Source organism: Rhodococcus sp. ACT016 (genome assembly GCF_050477185.1).
Lineage (GTDB): Bacteria > Actinomycetota > Actinomycetes > Mycobacteriales > Mycobacteriaceae > Prescottella.
The window spans coordinates 5,587,401-5,602,085 of the sequence record NZ_JBEAET010000001.1 but is presented as its reverse complement, the minus strand read 5'-3'; the positions used below and the strand labels follow the sequence as shown (position 1 = coordinate 5,602,085).

13 protein-coding genes are annotated in these 14,685 nt (G+C 68.7%); 2 read left to right on the top strand and 11 right to left on the bottom strand.

Features of this window, described 5'->3' with window-relative positions; translation table 11 throughout:
• Positions 1–21 precede the first annotated feature (21 nt).
• The 5 genes from ACQ5DX_RS25660 to ACQ5DX_RS25640 all read right to left on the bottom strand — a co-directional run bounded on the left by ACQ5DX_RS25660 (position 22) and on the right by ACQ5DX_RS25640 (position 7,904).
• On the bottom strand, positions 22–1,185 hold the full coding sequence (locus tag ACQ5DX_RS25660; RefSeq protein WP_430335279.1) for an acyl-CoA dehydrogenase family protein: 1,164 nt from the start codon (positions 1,183–1,185) through the stop codon (positions 22–24).
• A gap of 1 nt (position 1,186) precedes the next feature.
• Positions 1,187–3,112, bottom strand: coding sequence for an ABC transporter ATP-binding protein (locus tag ACQ5DX_RS25655; RefSeq protein WP_430335278.1), 1,926 nt, complete (start codon positions 3,110–3,112; stop codon positions 1,187–1,189).
• A complete protein-coding gene (locus ACQ5DX_RS25650; protein WP_430335277.1) occupies positions 3,109–4,842 on the bottom strand; it encodes an ABC transporter ATP-binding protein in 1,734 nt (577 codons plus the stop codon). Before ACQ5DX_RS25650 ends, ACQ5DX_RS25655 begins: the two co-directional genes overlap by 4 nt.
• A gap of 100 nt (positions 4,843–4,942) precedes the next feature.
• Positions 4,943–7,276 carry an MMPL family transporter gene (locus ACQ5DX_RS25645; protein WP_430335276.1) on the bottom strand — a complete coding sequence of 778 codons (2,334 nt, stop codon included), beginning with the start codon at positions 7,274–7,276 and terminating at the stop codon, positions 4,943–4,945.
• Between the two features lie 28 nt (positions 7,277–7,304).
• Complete coding sequence (locus ACQ5DX_RS25640; RefSeq protein WP_430335275.1) at positions 7,305–7,904, bottom strand: TetR/AcrR family transcriptional regulator; 600 nt, start codon at positions 7,902–7,904, stop codon at positions 7,305–7,307.
• A gap of 130 nt (positions 7,905–8,034) precedes the next feature.
• On the opposite strand from ACQ5DX_RS25640, the gene ACQ5DX_RS25635 reads away from it, so the two are divergent.
• Entirely contained in the window at positions 8,035–8,799 is a 765-nt protein-coding gene (locus ACQ5DX_RS25635; protein WP_430335274.1) for a class I SAM-dependent methyltransferase, read from the top strand.
• Here the strand turns inward: ACQ5DX_RS25635 and ACQ5DX_RS25630 are convergent.
• Positions 8,796–9,251 (bottom strand): RrF2 family transcriptional regulator, encoded by a 456-nt coding sequence (locus ACQ5DX_RS25630; RefSeq protein ID WP_430335273.1) that lies wholly within the window; start codon positions 9,249–9,251, stop codon positions 8,796–8,798. The two genes, ACQ5DX_RS25635 and ACQ5DX_RS25630, sit on opposite strands and share 4 nt — an antisense overlap.
• Before the next feature lie 124 nt (positions 9,252–9,375).
• On the opposite strand from ACQ5DX_RS25630, the gene ACQ5DX_RS25625 reads away from it, so the two are divergent.
• On the top strand, positions 9,376–10,338 hold the full coding sequence (locus ACQ5DX_RS25625) for a sterol desaturase family protein (protein WP_430335272.1): 963 nt from the start codon (positions 9,376–9,378) through the stop codon (positions 10,336–10,338).
• Here the strand turns inward: ACQ5DX_RS25625 and ACQ5DX_RS25620 are convergent.
• The 5 genes from ACQ5DX_RS25620 to ACQ5DX_RS25600 form a co-directional block, all read right to left on the bottom strand.
• Positions 10,270–10,935, bottom strand: a complete 666-nt coding sequence (locus ACQ5DX_RS25620) for a YceI family protein (RefSeq protein ID WP_430335802.1) — start codon at positions 10,933–10,935, stop codon at positions 10,270–10,272. The genes ACQ5DX_RS25625 and ACQ5DX_RS25620 overlap by 69 nt on opposite strands.
• Before the next feature lie 339 nt (positions 10,936–11,274).
• On the bottom strand, positions 11,275–11,775 hold the full coding sequence (locus ACQ5DX_RS25615) for a hypothetical protein (RefSeq protein WP_430335271.1): 501 nt from the start codon (positions 11,773–11,775) through the stop codon (positions 11,275–11,277).
• A 25-nt stretch (positions 11,776–11,800) separates the two neighbouring features.
• Positions 11,801–12,853, bottom strand: coding sequence for a MerR family transcriptional regulator (locus ACQ5DX_RS25610; RefSeq protein ID WP_430335270.1), 1,053 nt, complete (start codon positions 12,851–12,853; stop codon positions 11,801–11,803).
• Between the two features lie 33 nt (positions 12,854–12,886).
• Entirely contained in the window at positions 12,887–14,218 is a 1,332-nt protein-coding gene (locus ACQ5DX_RS25605; RefSeq protein ID WP_430335269.1) for an MFS transporter, read from the bottom strand.
• On the bottom strand, positions 14,215–14,673 hold the full coding sequence (locus tag ACQ5DX_RS25600) for a MarR family winged helix-turn-helix transcriptional regulator (RefSeq protein WP_430335268.1): 459 nt from the start codon (positions 14,671–14,673) through the stop codon (positions 14,215–14,217). The genes ACQ5DX_RS25605 and ACQ5DX_RS25600 overlap by 4 nt, the downstream gene beginning before the upstream one ends.
• Between the last annotated feature and the right edge of the window lie 12 nt (positions 14,674–14,685).

Sequence of the window (14,685 nt, the reverse complement as noted above, 5' to 3'; positions counted from 1 at the left end):
CCGACGGCCTCGCTGTGATCGTCAGCGGAAAGCGGCGTGACCCGTGAGCGCCCGGCCGATCGACAGCAGGTGCATCTCGCTGGTGCCCTCGTACGTGAGCACCGACTCGAGGTTGTTGGCGTGCCGCAGCGGCGAGTACTCGAGCGTGATGCCGTTGGCGCCGAGGATGGTTCGGCACTCCCGTGCGATCTTGATGGCCTCACGCACGTTGTTGAGCTTGCCGACGCTGATCTGGTCGGGCGTGATCTCGCCGCGATCCTTCATGCGGCCCAACTGGATCGCCAGCAGCATGCCCTTGCCCAGCTCGAGGGTCATGTCGGCGAGCTTCTCCTGCGTCAGCTGGTATCCGGCCAGCGGACGGTCGAACACCTCACGGGTACCGGCGTATTCGATCGCGGTCTCGAGGCTGTCGCGGGCCGCGCCGAGCGCGCCGAACACGATGCCGAAGCGGGCCTCGTTGAGGCACGACAGCGGGGCGCTGAGCCCTCGGGCCTCGGGCAGCTGGGCCGACGCCGGCACCCGAACGCCGACGAGCACCAACTCCGACGTCACCGACGCCCGCATCGACAGCTTCCCGTGCACGGTGTTGGCGGTGAATCCCGGTGTGTCCGTGGGCACGAGGAAGCCCCGCACACCGTCGTCGGTCTGCGCCCACACGGTCGCGACGTCGGCGAGGCTGCCGTTGGTGATCCACATCTTGGTGCCGTCGAGGATCCAGTCGCCGCCGTCCCGGCGGGCGCGGGTGCGCATGCCGGCCGGGTTGGAACCGAAGTCCGGTTCGGTGAGCCCGAAGCAGCCCAGCGCCTCGCCGGTGGCCAGCCGCGGCAGCCACTCCTGCTTCTGCTCCTCCGAGCCGTACCGGTGGATGGAGAACATCGACAGTGAGCCCTGCACCGAGACGAAGCTGCGCAGGCCGCTGTCGCCGGCCTCGAGTTCGAGGCACGCGAGCCCGTAGCTGACGGCGTTGGTGCCGGCGCAGCCGTAGCCCCGCAGGTGCATTCCGAACAGGCCGAGTTCGCCCAGCTCGCGGGCGATCTCGCGCGGCAGGGTCGCTGACTCGAACCATTCCGGCAGCCGGGGCCGCAGCCGCGCGTCCACGAGCCGTCGGACCGTGCCCTGGATGTCGCGTTCCTGCTCGTCGAGCAGGGCGTCGATCCCGAACAGGTCCAACGGCTGCATGGTCATCTCACTCCACCGCCCCGACGAACTGGCTGTTGTACAGATCGAAGTACGCGCCGCGCCGCTCGAGCAGCTCGTCGTGGCCGCCCTGCTCGACGATCCGGCCGTCCTTCATGACGACGATCAGATCGGCGTCGCGGATGGTGGAGAGTCGGTGCGCGATCACGAAACTCGTGCGGTCGCTGCGCAGCACCGCCGTCGCCTGCTGCACCAGCAGCTCGGTCCGGGTGTCGACGGAGCTGGTGGCTTCGTCGAGGATCAGGATCGACGGCTGCGAGATGAACGCCCGGGCGATGGTGACCAGCTGCTTCTCACCGGCGCTGAGGTTGCTGCCCTCTTCGTCGATGACGGTGTCGTAGCCGTCCGGCAGCATGTGCACGAAGCGGTCGACGTAGCTCATCCGGGCGGCCTCGCGGATCTGCTCCTCGGTGGCATCCGGGTGGCCGTACGCGATGTTGTCGCGGATGGTGCCGCCGAACAGCCACGTGTCCTGCAGGACCATGCCGATCCGCGAGCGCAGGTCGTCGCGGGTCATCTGCGAGGTGTCGGTGCCGTCGAGCGTGATGCGACCGCCGTCGACCTCGTAGAACCGCATGATCAGGTTCACCAGCGTCGTCTTGCCGGCGCCCGTGGGGCCCACGATCGCGACCATCTGCCCCGGCTCGGCCGTGAGCGACAGGTCCTCGATGAGCGGGGTCTCCTTGTCGTAGCTGAACCGGACGTTCTCGAACTCGACGCGGCCGCGGGCCTGGGCCGGCGTGGCGGCGGGATCCGGATCCGCGGACTCCTCCTCCTCGTCGAGGACCGCGAAGACGCGCTCGGCGGACGCGATGCCCGACTGCAGCAGGTTGACCATCGAGCCGATCTGCGTGAGCGGCTGGGTGAACTGGCGCGAGTACTGGATGAACGCCTGCACGTCGCCGAGGCTCATCGTGCCCGACGCCACCCGCATACCGCCGATGACGGCGATCGCGACGTAGTTCAGGTTGCCGAGGAACATGATCGCCGGCATCACCATGCCGGAGATGAACTGTGCCTTGAACCCCGACTGGTACAGCTGCTCGTTCTTCTCCTGGAACTCGGCGTCGACCTCGCGGTGACGGCCGTACGCGGTGACCAGTTCGTGGCCGGTGAGCGACTCCTCGATCTGGCCGTTGAGCTCACCGGTGGTCTTCCACACCGACGCGAAGTGCGGCTTGGAACGCTTGGCGATCTTGGCGGCGACGATCGCCGACAGCGGCACCGTGAGCACCGCGATGAGCGCCAGCAGCGGCGAGATGGAGATCATCATTGCCAGGATGCCGAACACCGTGAGCGTCGAGATGAGCAGCTGACTCAGCGTCTGCTGCAGGCTCTGCGACACATTGTCGATGTCGTTGGTGACGCGGCTGAGCAGGTCGCCGCGCGAGTTCGTGTCGAAGTAGCGCAGCGGCAGCCGGTTGAGCTTGCGCTCCACGTCGTTGCGCAGCCGCCGCACGACACCCTGCACGATGTTGTTGAGCAGGTACGCGGCCGCCCACGACACCAGCGACGACACGAGGTACAGCGCGAGCACCAGTGCCAGCACCCGGCCGACGGCGGAGAAGTCGATGCCGACGCCCGGCACGAGGTCCATGCCCGAGACCATGTCGGCGAACTGGTTCTGGCCCGCCACGCGCAGGCCCTCGACGGCCTGGTCCTTGGTCAGCCCGGCGGGCAGCTGGCGGCCGATGACGCCGTCGAAGATCAGGTTGGTCGCGTGGCCGAGCAGCTTCGGGCCGATGACCGACAGCACGACGCTGATCACCGCGAGCAGCAGCACGAACGAGACCGCCACCCGGTGCGGGCGCAGGCGTCCGAGCAGCCGCTTCATGGACGCGCCGAAGTGCTCCGCCTTGGCGACGGGCGCGGGACCGCCCGGGATCGGAGGCGAGGACTGGGTCGCGGTGCTCACAGCGCCTCCTGGACCGAACGCTGGGACTCGACGATCTCGACGTACGTCGAGCACGTCTCGAGCAGCTGCTCGTGCGTACCGATACCGACCGCAGCGCCCTCCTCCAGAACGATGATCTGATCGGCGTCGATGATCGTCGACACGCGCTGGGCCACGATGATCACGCAGGCATCCTCGGTCTCGGGCCGCAGCGCCGCGCGCAGCCGGGCGTCGGTGCTCAGATCGAGCGCCGAGAAGGAGTCGTCGAACAGGTAGACGGACGGGCGCCGCACCAGTGCCCGCGCGATCGCGAGGCGCTGCCGCTGGCCGCCGGACACCGTGGTGCCGCCCTGCGCGACCGCGGTCTCGAGCCCGTCGGGCATGGCGCGGACGAAGTCCGCGGCCTGTGCGATCTCGAGCGCACGCCACAGCTCGTCGTCGGTGGCGTCCGGCTTGCCGTAGCGCAGATTGCTGGCGACGGTGCCGGAGAACAGATACGGCTTCTGCGGCACCAGGCCGATGTGGGAGCGAAGCAGCTCCGGATCGAGTTCGCGGACGTCGGTCCCGGACACCGCGACCGAGCCGGCGGTGACGTCGATCAGCCGCGGGATCAGGCCGAGCAGCGTGGTCTTGCCCGATCCGGTGGCACCGATGATCGCGGTGGTCTTGCCGGGCTCAGCGGTGAAGCTGATACCGCGCAGCACGGGCTCGTCGGCACCGGGGTACAGGAACTCCGCGTCACGCAGTTCGACGAGCGCGGGACGATCCATCACCGTCACCGGCGAGACCGGCGGCAGGACGGACGGCTCGGTGTCGAGGACCTCGGTGATGCGCTCGGCACACACCGCGGCGCGCGGGGCGAGCATTGCGATCATCGACGCCATCATCACCGACATGAGGATCTGCATGATGTAGCTGAGCATCGCGGTCAGCGAGCCGACGCCCATGCCGCCGCTGTCGATCTCGTGCCCGCCGAACCAGATGACCGCGACGCTGGTGAGGTTCGCGATGCCCATGACGATCGGGATCATCATCGCGGTCATGCGGCCGACGCGCAGGGCGGTGTCGGTGAGGGCACCGTTCGCCTCGTCGAACCGCTCGGCCTCCGAACGCTCGCGGACGAACGCGCGGACCACTCGCATGCCGGTGATCTGCTCACGCAGCACGCGGTTCACCGCGTCGATGCGGGTCTGCATCGTCCGGAACGCGGGCACCAGCTTGGTGATCATCACGATCATCGTCAGCGCGAGGAGCGGGACGCTGACCGCGAGGATCCACGACAGCCCGGGGTCCTCGCGGATCGCCATGATGACACCGCCGATGCACATGATCGGGGCCATCACCAGGATGGTCGCGCTGAGCACCACCATCATCTGCACCTGCTGGACGTCGTTGGTGCTGCGGGTGATGAGCGACGGCGCACCGAAGCGGCCGAACTCACGGGACGAGAAGTTCCGTGCCCGGCTCACGACCTCGCGGCGCACGTCGCGACCGAAGCCCATCGCGGCGCGGGCGCCGAGGTACACCGAGCCGATGGAGCAGATGATCTGCACCACCGTCACGACGAGCATCTTCGCGCCGGCCGCCATGATGTAGCCGGTGTCGCCGGTGGCCACACCGTTGTCGATCAGGTCGGCGTTGACGCTGGGGAGATACAGCGCGGCGCCGGTGGCGACCAGTTGAAGGAAGACGACGCCGGCAAGTTCGCGCTTGTATGGCCCCAGATAGGTGCCGAGGAGTCTGATCAGCATGGTTTGCGAAGGTTACCAATCCAGAGGGCGAAAAAGGAGGGATCGGCCCCGCATTCTCGGGTCCGATCCCTCCCTCTTCATCGAATGTTCACAGTGTCTTTCAGGAGACCGTGGCGTCTTCGAGTTCGCGCGTCTCCCGCGGCAGCGCGCGGGCCAGCTTCTCGCCCTCGATGTCGACGTTCGGCAGGATCTTGTCGAGCCACTTCGGCAGCCACCACGCCTTGTCGCCCATCAGCGCCATCACCGACGGGATGACGAGCATGCGGACGACGAACGCGTCGAAGAAGACGGCGGCCGCGAGCGCGAAGCCCATCGACTTGATGAACGAGTTCGGTTCCGCGATGAACGCCGCGAACACGGAGATCATGATGATCGCCGCGGCGGTCACGACGCGGGCACCGTGGTTGAACCCGAGGGTCACCGCGTCCTTGGCGGACGCCCCGTGCACGTACTCCTCACGCATGCGGGTCACCAGGAACACCTGATAGTCCATCGCGAGGCCGAACACCACGCCGATGAGGAAGATCGGCATGAAGCTGACAATCGGCTGCGGGTTGGCGGACAGTCCGCCCCAGCCCTCCTGGAACACCGCGACGGTGGCACCGAACGTGGCCAGGACGCTGAGCAGGAAGCCCAGGGTCGCGGTCAGCGGCACCAGCAGCGAACGGAACACCAGCATCAGCAGCACGAACGCCAGCCCGACGACCACCGCGAGGTACGGCACCAGCGCGTCCTGCAGCCGCTCGGAGACGTCGCCCTCGAGCGCGGTCTGACCGGTCACGCCGTAGTTGACGCCGATGCTGTCGTGCAGGTCGGACTCGGCACCACGGATGTCCGCGACCAGGTCCATCGTCGACGGATCGCTGGGGCCGCTGCGCGGGGTCACCAGGATCTGCGCGGTGTCCCCGGCCTCGTTCATGCCGACGACCTGCGCGTTGACGACGTCCGGCTGCTCGGAGATCTTCGCGACGACGGCGCCGAACGCCTCGCCCTTCGGCACGGTCGCGTCCTGCGCGTCGACGACCACCAGCAGCGGACCGTTCTTCCCGGGCCCGAAGCCCTCGTTCACCAGGTCGTACGCCTGGCGGGCGCTGGTCGCCGGGTCGCCGCTGCCCTCGTTGGGCAGCGCCAACTCCAGCTTGGCGGCGGGGATCGCGAGGACACCCAGCAGCAGCACACCGGCGATCAGTCCGACTGCGGGACGGCGGACGACCGCGCCGGCGTACTTGCGCGCGAAGGTCACCTTGCCGTCGTTGCCCTCGGAGTCGCGCTGGCTCAGACCCGGGATGCGGCCGGCGAACGCCTTGCGGCCGAACAGGCCGAGGATGGCCGGCAGCAGGGTGAGCGCGATGAGGACGGCGATGAACACCGTGGATGCGGCGGCCGCACCCATGTCGGACAGGAACGGGATGCCGACCACGCGGAGCGCGACCAGCGCGATGATGACCGTCAGGCCGGCGAACACGACGGCGGACCCGGCGGTGCCGACCGCGCGTCCCGCGGCCTCGGAGCGGTCGTCGGTGAGCGTCAGTTCGTGCTTGAAGCGCGAGACGATGAACAGCGAGTAGTCGATGGCGACGGCCAAGCCGATCATGACCGCAAGCGTCGGGGTCATCGAGCTGAGGTTCATGAAGCCGGTGGCCACGGTGATGCCGAGGCTGCCGATCATGATGCCGATGATCGCCGTGATGAGCGGCAGACCCGCGGCGACCAGCGAACCGAACGTGATGACGAGGACGATGGCGGCGACGGCGATGCCGATCAACTCGGTGACGCCACCCGGCATCTCCGCCTCGTTGGCGGCCGAGCCGCTGATCTGCACGTTGAGCCCGGCGCTGCGGCCGATGTCGGCGGCGGCCTTGATCTGGTCGCGCATCGCCTGATCGACGTCGCTGAACTCGCCGTCGAACGGCACCTCGATGTAACCGACGGTGCGATCAGCACTCAGCGGCGACAACGCCCTTGCGTTCGCGAGCGCGACGTCCTCGGGCATCCCTTCCTTCGCCGCGGAGGCCTTGGCCATCTCCGCGAGAGCGGCGTCCGCGGTGACCGGATTGACCAGGGCGCCAGGCGTTCCCGCGGCCGGGTCGGCCTTGGCCGGCGCGCTGACCTTCTCGATGCCGCGGATGTCCGTCAGCATCGTGTCCATCGCGGCCTGGTTCTCCGGGGTGTCGAGCGTCTGCCCGGCCGGGGCGGCGATGACGAACCGCGCCGACAGCGAGTCCATCGGGCTGCCCTGATCGCCGAAGCGCTCGGACATCAGGTCCTGCGCCTCCTGCGCGGGGGTGCCCGGGATGGAGAACGAGTCCTTGGTCGGGCCGGACAGGGTGGCGGCGCCGACGCCCATCAGGACCAGGATGGCCAACCAGATGGACAGGACCGTGCCTTTTCGCCGATAGGCGAATCGACCGATCCGGTAGAGATAGGTGGCCATGCGCGGCTCCTTCGTGATCGGGTGGGGTCTAGCGCGGGGGAACAGCGAGGCCGGACCGCAGGTGGTCGAAAGCCTCACGGACGAGTTGCGCGGGGTTGTCGGCGCCGGAGCGGCCGCTCATCCACAGATCGAGCGACGCCTTGCAGGCGGCGCCCACAACCATCTGGAGGAGGTTCGGATACAGGCCGGAGGCACCGGTCCGCTCGGTGATGACCTCGTCGAGCATCGGTGTGAGCCGGACGTGCATCTCCATCTTCTTGGCCAGCAGCGTGGGGCTCGAGTCGATGAGATCGGCGAGTGCCTGCATCTCCTCGAGTTGCTGCTCGGACTCGGTGAGCGCCCGCAGCACGATGTGCTCGAGCGAATCGAGGACGGGTTCGTCGGCGGGACGCTCCCGCAGCCACTCTGCCCACTCGAGGACCTGGGCCTCGAGATGGTGGAGAACGGCCTCCTCCTTGCAGGAGAAGTAGTTGTGGAACGTGCGAACCGATACGCCGGCCTCGGACGCGATCATCTCGGCGGTGACGAGTTCGATGCCCCGCTCCTTGGAAAGGCGGGCGGCGGCCTCGCTGAGCGCGATGCGCGTCGCCACCTTCTTCCGGTCCCGCAGACCGAGTGCTTCACTCACCTCTTCGAAGGTACCGAAGTTGCAGAGCTCTGCAATGTTGCAGTCGAGTGCACCTTTGTGGACTCGAGCACATCCGCGCCGTTGCGTGATCCACGTCATCGATCCGCGTCGGCGCACCTACGCTGATGCCATGGCCGACTGGGACGGCGAACACTATTCACGGACCAGCGATCTGCAGCGGACGATGGCGACCCGCGCGATCGACGGACTGGTCCTGCGCTCGGACGACCACCTGCTCGACGTCGGCTGCGGCGACGGGTTCGTCACGCGACTGCTGGCCGCGCGGCTTCCCGACGGCCGCGCCGTCGGGGTCGACGCGTCACCGCAGATGATCGCGAAGGCCGCGGCGACCGACGACCACGTGCAGTTCGTCCTCGCCGACGTCCGCGACATGCCGTTCGACGCCGAATTCGATGTGGTGGTCTCGTTCAACGCCCTGCACTGGGTGCGCGAGCAGCGACGCGCCCTCGGATCGATCGCGGCGGCGGCCCGCCCGGGAGCGCGGGTGCTGATCCAGATGGTGTGCGCCGGAGACCGCCCGAGCCTCGAGACGGTGGCCATGGAGGTGGCGGGCTCGGTGCGATGGGTGGACCGGTTCGCCGGCTTCGCTCCCCCGTTCATCCACGTCGATCCCGACGAGTATCCGGACCTCGCGGCGTCGTCGGGCCTGCGCGTCACCGAACTGTCCGTCGACGACCTGACATGGGACTTCGGCACGCACGACGAGTTCGCCGACTGGTGCCGCAACGGCTCCGGAGCCTGGACAGATCACCTGCAACCCGGCGAGCGGGAGGCGTTCCTCGAGGACTGGGTTCGCGCGTACGAGGAAGCGTCGGGCCGGGCGGGACTGCTCCGGTTCACCCAGATGCGGGTCGATCTCGAGGTGCACCGCTAGCGCCGACGCCACGCCCCCGGATCCGCGGTCAACTCGGCGACGAACTCCGGCAGGACGTCGGTCGCGATGTCGGCGATGGTGACGCCTTCGAGGACGGAGCGGAGGTTGACGCGGACGGCGATCCACACCCGCTGCAGCGACCCGGCCGCCCCGTCGTACGTGACGTCCTCGGGACGCTCCCCGCGCACCGACGCGAGCGGGCCCTCGAGGGTGCGGATGACGTCGGCGACGGTGATCTCGTCGGCGGGGCGGGCGAGCCAGTAGCCGCCGTCGGGTCCGCGCCGGCTGCTCACGAGGCCGCCGCGACGCAGGTCGGCGAGGACGGCCTCGAGGAACTTGTACGGAATCGACTGCGCGCTCGACAGCGCGTCCGCCTTGACGAGCTGTCCGTCCGCGGCCGCCAGCTCGACCAGGGCGCGCACCGCACAATCGACCCTCGCCGTGATGTGCACGCCGACCCCCTCACCGAATCCGTCATCTGTCGCCGACGACGTTACCCACCACCCCACCGATGGTGACCCAGGTCACTGCACCGAGTAGATTCTCGGTCAGGTGACGCGATTGCCTGGAGGAGACATGTGGGAGACCCTCACCGCAGCGTGGGGATCGCTGCTCGAACCGCTCGGTGACCCCGTAGCGCTGGCGATACCGGCGTTCGTCGTGTTCCTCGGGCTCGAGTGGTTCGCGGCCCGCAAGCTCGAGGAGGCCGACATCCGCGACGGGCGCGCGCACCCGCCGACGGCCGGCTACGAGTTCCGGGACGCGCGGGCGTCGATCTCGATGGGCCTGGTGTCGATCGCGACCACCGCGTTCTGGAAGTTCCTCGCACTGATCGGATACTCCGCGATCTGGGTGTACCTCGCGCCGTGGCACCTGCCGGCGAACGCCTGGTACACGTGGGTGATCCTGCTGGTCGGCATCGACCTGCTGTACTACACATACCACCGCATGGCGCACCGGATCCGGCTGATCTGGGCCACGCACCAGGCGCACCATTCGAGCGAGTACTTCAACTTCGCGACCGCGCTGCGGCAGAAGTGGAACAACAGCGGCGAGATTCTGATGTGGATTCCGTTGCCGTTGATCGGCATTCCGCCGTGGATGGTGTTCGTCGGATTCTCGGTGAGCCTGGTGTACCAGTTCTTCGTGCACACCGAGCGGGTCGACAAGCTGCCGCGCCCGGTCGAGTTCGTGTTCAACACCCCGTCGCACCACCGGGTCCACCACGGGTGCGATCCGGAGTACCTGGACCGCAACTACGGCGGCATCCTCATCGTCTGGGACCGGATGTTCGGCACGTTCCGGCCCGAGAAGCAGCGCCCCACCTACGGTTTGACGAAACCGGTGGGCACCTACGATATCTGGAAGCTGCAGACCCACGAGTACGCCGCGATCGGCCGCGACGTCCGGGCCGCGACGTCGTGGCGCGAGCGCCTGGGATACGTGTTCGGCCCGCCGGGGTGGGCGCCGTCAGGCGCGCGTCAGGCTGACCAGGAAGTCCACGGTGCCGTGGTCGTCGACGGTCACGAATCCCAGTGACGGCGGCGTGATTCCGTAGTCCGACCAGTCGACCGGGACATTGCCGGATGCGACGAGCGTGTCACCGGAGTGGAGCACCTTCACGTCGATACTCACCGGACGGGTCTGGTCCCTGAGCGTGAGCGTTCCCGTCACCGGCACGGTCGCGGCGGTGCCGTCGGTGGGCACGGACGCGAGGTCGACCGGGGCGGCCAGCGTGAACGTCGCGGTGGGGAACGCGGCGGCGTCCATGACGTTGCCGCGGAACTGGCCGTCGCGGCGCGAGTTGTCGGTGGCGATGTCGGCGACCTGCACCAGCACCTCGGCCGAGGTCATCTTCTGCTCCGCGATGCTGACGGTCCCGGACACGCGGTCGGTGGTGCCGACGACGGTCACCCGGGCGCCGTTGAGGATCTCGGACACGGTGTAGCCGGCAGCGGTCTTGTTGGAGCCCTGCCCGGTGGCCACGATCCACTGCCCGTTCACCGAACCCGTTGCAGCCTGGGCATCCTCGGTGGACACGGCGGCGGCGGGTGCGTCGTCCTCGGCGATGAACGTGCCGTAGATCCACGGGCCGGCGAGCTCGGCGACCTGCACCAGCACCTCGGCCGAGGTCATCTTCTGCTCCGCGATGCTGACGGTCCCGGACACGCGGTCGGTGGTGCCGACGACGGTCACCCGGGCGCCGTTGAGGATCTCGGACACGGTGTAGCCGGCAGCGGTCTTGTTGGAGCCCTGCCCGGTGGCCACGATCCACTGCCCGTTCACCGAACCCGTTGCAGCCTGGGCATCCTCGGTGGACACGGCGGCGGCGGGTGCGTCGTCCTCGGCGATGAACGTGCCGTAGATCCACGGGCCGGCGAGCACACCGGCGAGCACCACCACGACGAACCCACCGATGACCCACCACTTCTTCACGCGCACAGACTAGTGAGCGCGCTGGCGGATTCGCCACAGCTACGATTCCGCAGTCACCGGCCCCGGGGCCGTGGGCCGACGCGCGGTCGACCCGGTTCGAACCGAGGCCGCAACGTCCTCGAGCGCACCCCGGATCATCCGCCCGTACGCGTCGTCACCGAGCGCGTCGAGATACGCGGCGGCGGCGTCGATATGGGTGCGGGCGGCATCGAACGAGCCCAGGCGGCGGAGGTTGTCGGCGAGGTTGAGATGCAGCGACGGGTAGAATCCGCGGACGGCGAGGCCCGCGTGGTGATGCTGCACGCGTTCATCGGTGAGGGCGTCGGCGGCGTCGAGGGCGCGCACATCCCACACCAGCGCCTGGGCCGGATCGTCGTACAGGTCGGCGAGGTAGTGGGCAAGCGTGCAGCGATGCAGGGGGTCGCCGACGGGACCGATTCCGGCCCACAGGTCGACGAGGGCGGATCTCGCGGCGTCGGCGTCGCCCTTCCGGCCCAGTTCGACGGCTCGGGTGATCACGTCCATCGTCTCGTCGGTCATGTCGATCCTTCCTGGGCAGTGCGGGTCAGGGGGCAACGGGCATCGCGAGTGTGGTGAGATCGCCGTCGGTCGCGGAGCGGATGACGAGGGGCATGTCGGGGCGCGAGATGTCGAGCATGACGTCGGGCCCGACCGCGGTCGTCAGCGCGGCGCGGAGGGTGCCGGACGCGAAGCTCATGGCGATCGCCGGCCCGGAGACATCGGCGTCGAGGCGCCGTTCACTCTCCCCGGCAAGCACTTTCACGGCGTCGACGGCGATCTCGCAGTGCACCCGCGCATCGGAGGCGTCCTCGGTCGCCGCGAGCAACGCGTCACGCGACACAATCACGCGGGTGGACGGTGCCGGAAGGTCGGCGAGCATCGCCCGGTAGTCGGGGAACGCATCGTCGAGCGTGCCGCACAGCCTCTCGTCGCCGTCGGCCGCGACGACGACACCGTCGGGTGCGCGACGGAGCACGATCTCGCGGTGCGCGCGCAACCACTCGGTGAGCGCCGCCAGTTCGCGGCCCGGCACTACCGCGGCCCACGCGGCTCCGGAGGCCGGCGCGGCGAGGCTACGGGTCGACAGCCGGTATCGATCGGTCGAGGTCAGCACCACCGCGCCGTCGCCGACCTCAACCAGAATCCCGGTCAGGATCGGGAACGGGCCGTCGGTGTCCGCGGCCGGGAGCACCTGGTCGACGGCGTCAGCGAACAGGCCGCCCGGCAGCGCGACGAGGGGGCCGGACTCCCCCGCCGTCAGCACGGTCTTGAGCAATTGGGCGACGACGGCGGCGGTGTCGGCGCGTTCCCGGAGCAGGCGGACATGCGCATCCAAGAGGTGGGCGGCCGTGTCCGCGTCGGCCGAGAGAATCCGCGTCACCGCATCGAGCGGGACGTCGATCTCCCGGAGCCGGCGGATGGCCGACGCGCGCTCGCGCTGGTCGGCGGAGTAGTACCGGTACCCGGTCGTCGGGTCGGTGTAGGCCGGGGCGAGCAGGCCGCTGTCGGCGTAGAAGCGCAGCGCACTGGGCGTCAGCCCGCTCGCCCTGGCGAACACGCCTATCGTGATGAGGTCGTCGGTTCCGGATGCACTCACGCGGCCATCATGAAGTCTCGACCAGGTCGAAGGTCAAGCCGCCTTGCTGCGTGCGTCCGCCTCGGTGACCGTGGGATCCTCCGACACCGCCGGATTCTCGACCGTGTGTTCCTCGGGGTCTTCGGTGATCGGGTCGGTCTGCGCGGTCACCTCCTTGCCACGACCGATCACGATTCGCGCGACCAGCGCGACGACGATGCATGTGATCGCGCCGAGCAGCAGTCCGGCGCGGCCGCCCCACTCCTGGCTGACCCAGCCGGCGATCGGACCCCCGATCGCGGTCGAACCCATGAAGGCGGTGGACCACAGGGCCATGACGCGACCTCGCATCTGCGGGTCCGCCTCGAGTTGCAGGGTGCTGTTGCTCGTCGAGTTGAACGCGATGCTCACCGCGCCGACGATCATCAGCGCGAGCAATTCGAGGGCGAGGGTCGGCGCCACGGCGGCGGCGACGAGCGCGAATCCGAATGCCGCTGCGGCAGCGATCAAGACACGCGTTCCGGTCCGTCCCCACGTGGCGACGAACAGGCCACCGCACACCGACCCGACTCCCATCGCCGCGGTCATGAAGCCGTACGCCTGGGAGCCGGCACCGAACGTCTGGTCGGCGACGATCGGGAGTACCACCTGGAACTCGAACGCAAGGCACCCGATGAACGCCATCATGAGCAGCGGCACGGCAAGCTTGCGGTTGCCGCGCACGTATCTCAGACCCTCGCGCAACTGGCCTCGGGCGCGTTCTGCGGGCTCGGATCGGTGCAGGGCAGCGACATTCAGCCGCACCAACGATGTCACGACTGCGACGAAGCTGGCGGCGTTGAGCACGAAGCACACCCCGAGTCCGCCCGCCGCGATCGTGATGCCGGCGACGGCGGGGCCGATGATGCGGGACGCGCTCACCAGCGTCGACTGCAGGCTGACGGCGTTGCGGAGATCGTCCGGGCCCACCATCTCGAGCATGAACGATTGTCGCGCAGGGTTTTCGAAGCACTGGTTGAGGCCCAGCAGCAGCGCCAGCACGTAGACGTGCCACAGCTCGACCGTGCCGGTGATCGTGAGCACGCCGAGAATCAGTGCCTGCACACCCATCAGCGACTGCAGCCCGATCATCAAGCGGCGCTTGTCCGATCGGTCGGCGATCACACCGCCGTACGGTCCGAGCAGCAGAATCGGCAGCGTCTGCAGCGCCACGACGACACCGATCGCCGTGCCGGATCCGGTGAGCTCGAGGACGAGCCACGACTGGGCCACCGTCTGCATCCAGGTGCCGATGAGCGAGACGGCCTGACCGCTGATGTAGCGGCGGAAGTTGCGGTTCGCGAGTGCTGCGAAGGTCTGGCGTCCGAGTTTGGTCGCGGCCGTCATGAGCGGCCCGTGACCCGGGCCTGGCACATCTGATCGGCGAGGGCCTCGAGGGCCGGCAGCGCGTCGAGCAGGTCCTGGGTCTTCGTCTCGGGAAGTCGGGTGAGGTATTCGGCGAACAGCCTGCTCCGCTTGTCGCGCAACCGGGTGTGCAGCGCGATCCCCTCGGCGGTGGCGGCGACGACGACGGCGCGACCGTCGTCGGGGTGGGCGGAGCGCACCAGCAACCCCGCGGACTCCATCTTGCCGATCATCCGCGACAGCATCGTCGGGTTGAGGGTCTCGATCTCGGCCATCTCACTGGCCCGGATCGGGCCCCGCCGCACGGCCGTGGTGAGGATCGAGAACTGCGTCTTGGTCAGTTCGCCGCCCGAGGTCTGCCGGTCCACCTGCCGGGAAATGCGACCGAGTGCGACCCGCAGTCGGGACACCTCGTCGTCGTCGAAGAGGCTCGTCACGCCCACCTCCAA

Excerpts from the sequence above, each read along its gene's own strand:
- ACQ5DX_RS25635 (WP_430335274.1), top strand. The coding sequence starts at position 8,035 with ATGGCCGACTGGGACGGCGAACACTATTCACGGACCAGCGATCTGCAG.
- ACQ5DX_RS25625 (WP_430335272.1), top strand. The coding sequence starts at position 9,376 with ATGTGGGAGACCCTCACCGCAGCGTGGGGATCGCTGCTCGAACCGCTC.
- ACQ5DX_RS25620 (WP_430335802.1), bottom strand. The coding sequence starts at position 10,935 with ATGACCTCGGCCGAGGTGCTGGTGCAGGTCGCCGAGCTCGCCGGCCCG.
- ACQ5DX_RS25650 (WP_430335277.1), bottom strand. The coding sequence starts at position 4,842 with ATGCTGATCAGACTCCTCGGCACCTATCTGGGGCCATACAAGCGCGAA.
- ACQ5DX_RS25645 (WP_430335276.1), bottom strand. The coding sequence starts at position 7,276 with ATGGCCACCTATCTCTACCGGATCGGTCGATTCGCCTATCGGCGAAAA.
- ACQ5DX_RS25660 (WP_430335279.1), bottom strand. The coding sequence starts at position 1,185 with ATGACCATGCAGCCGTTGGACCTGTTCGGGATCGACGCCCTGCTCGAC.
- ACQ5DX_RS25615 (WP_430335271.1), bottom strand. The coding sequence starts at position 11,775 with ATGACCGACGAGACGATGGACGTGATCACCCGAGCCGTCGAACTGGGC.
- ACQ5DX_RS25605 (WP_430335269.1), bottom strand. The coding sequence starts at position 14,218 with ATGACGGCCGCGACCAAACTCGGACGCCAGACCTTCGCAGCACTCGCG.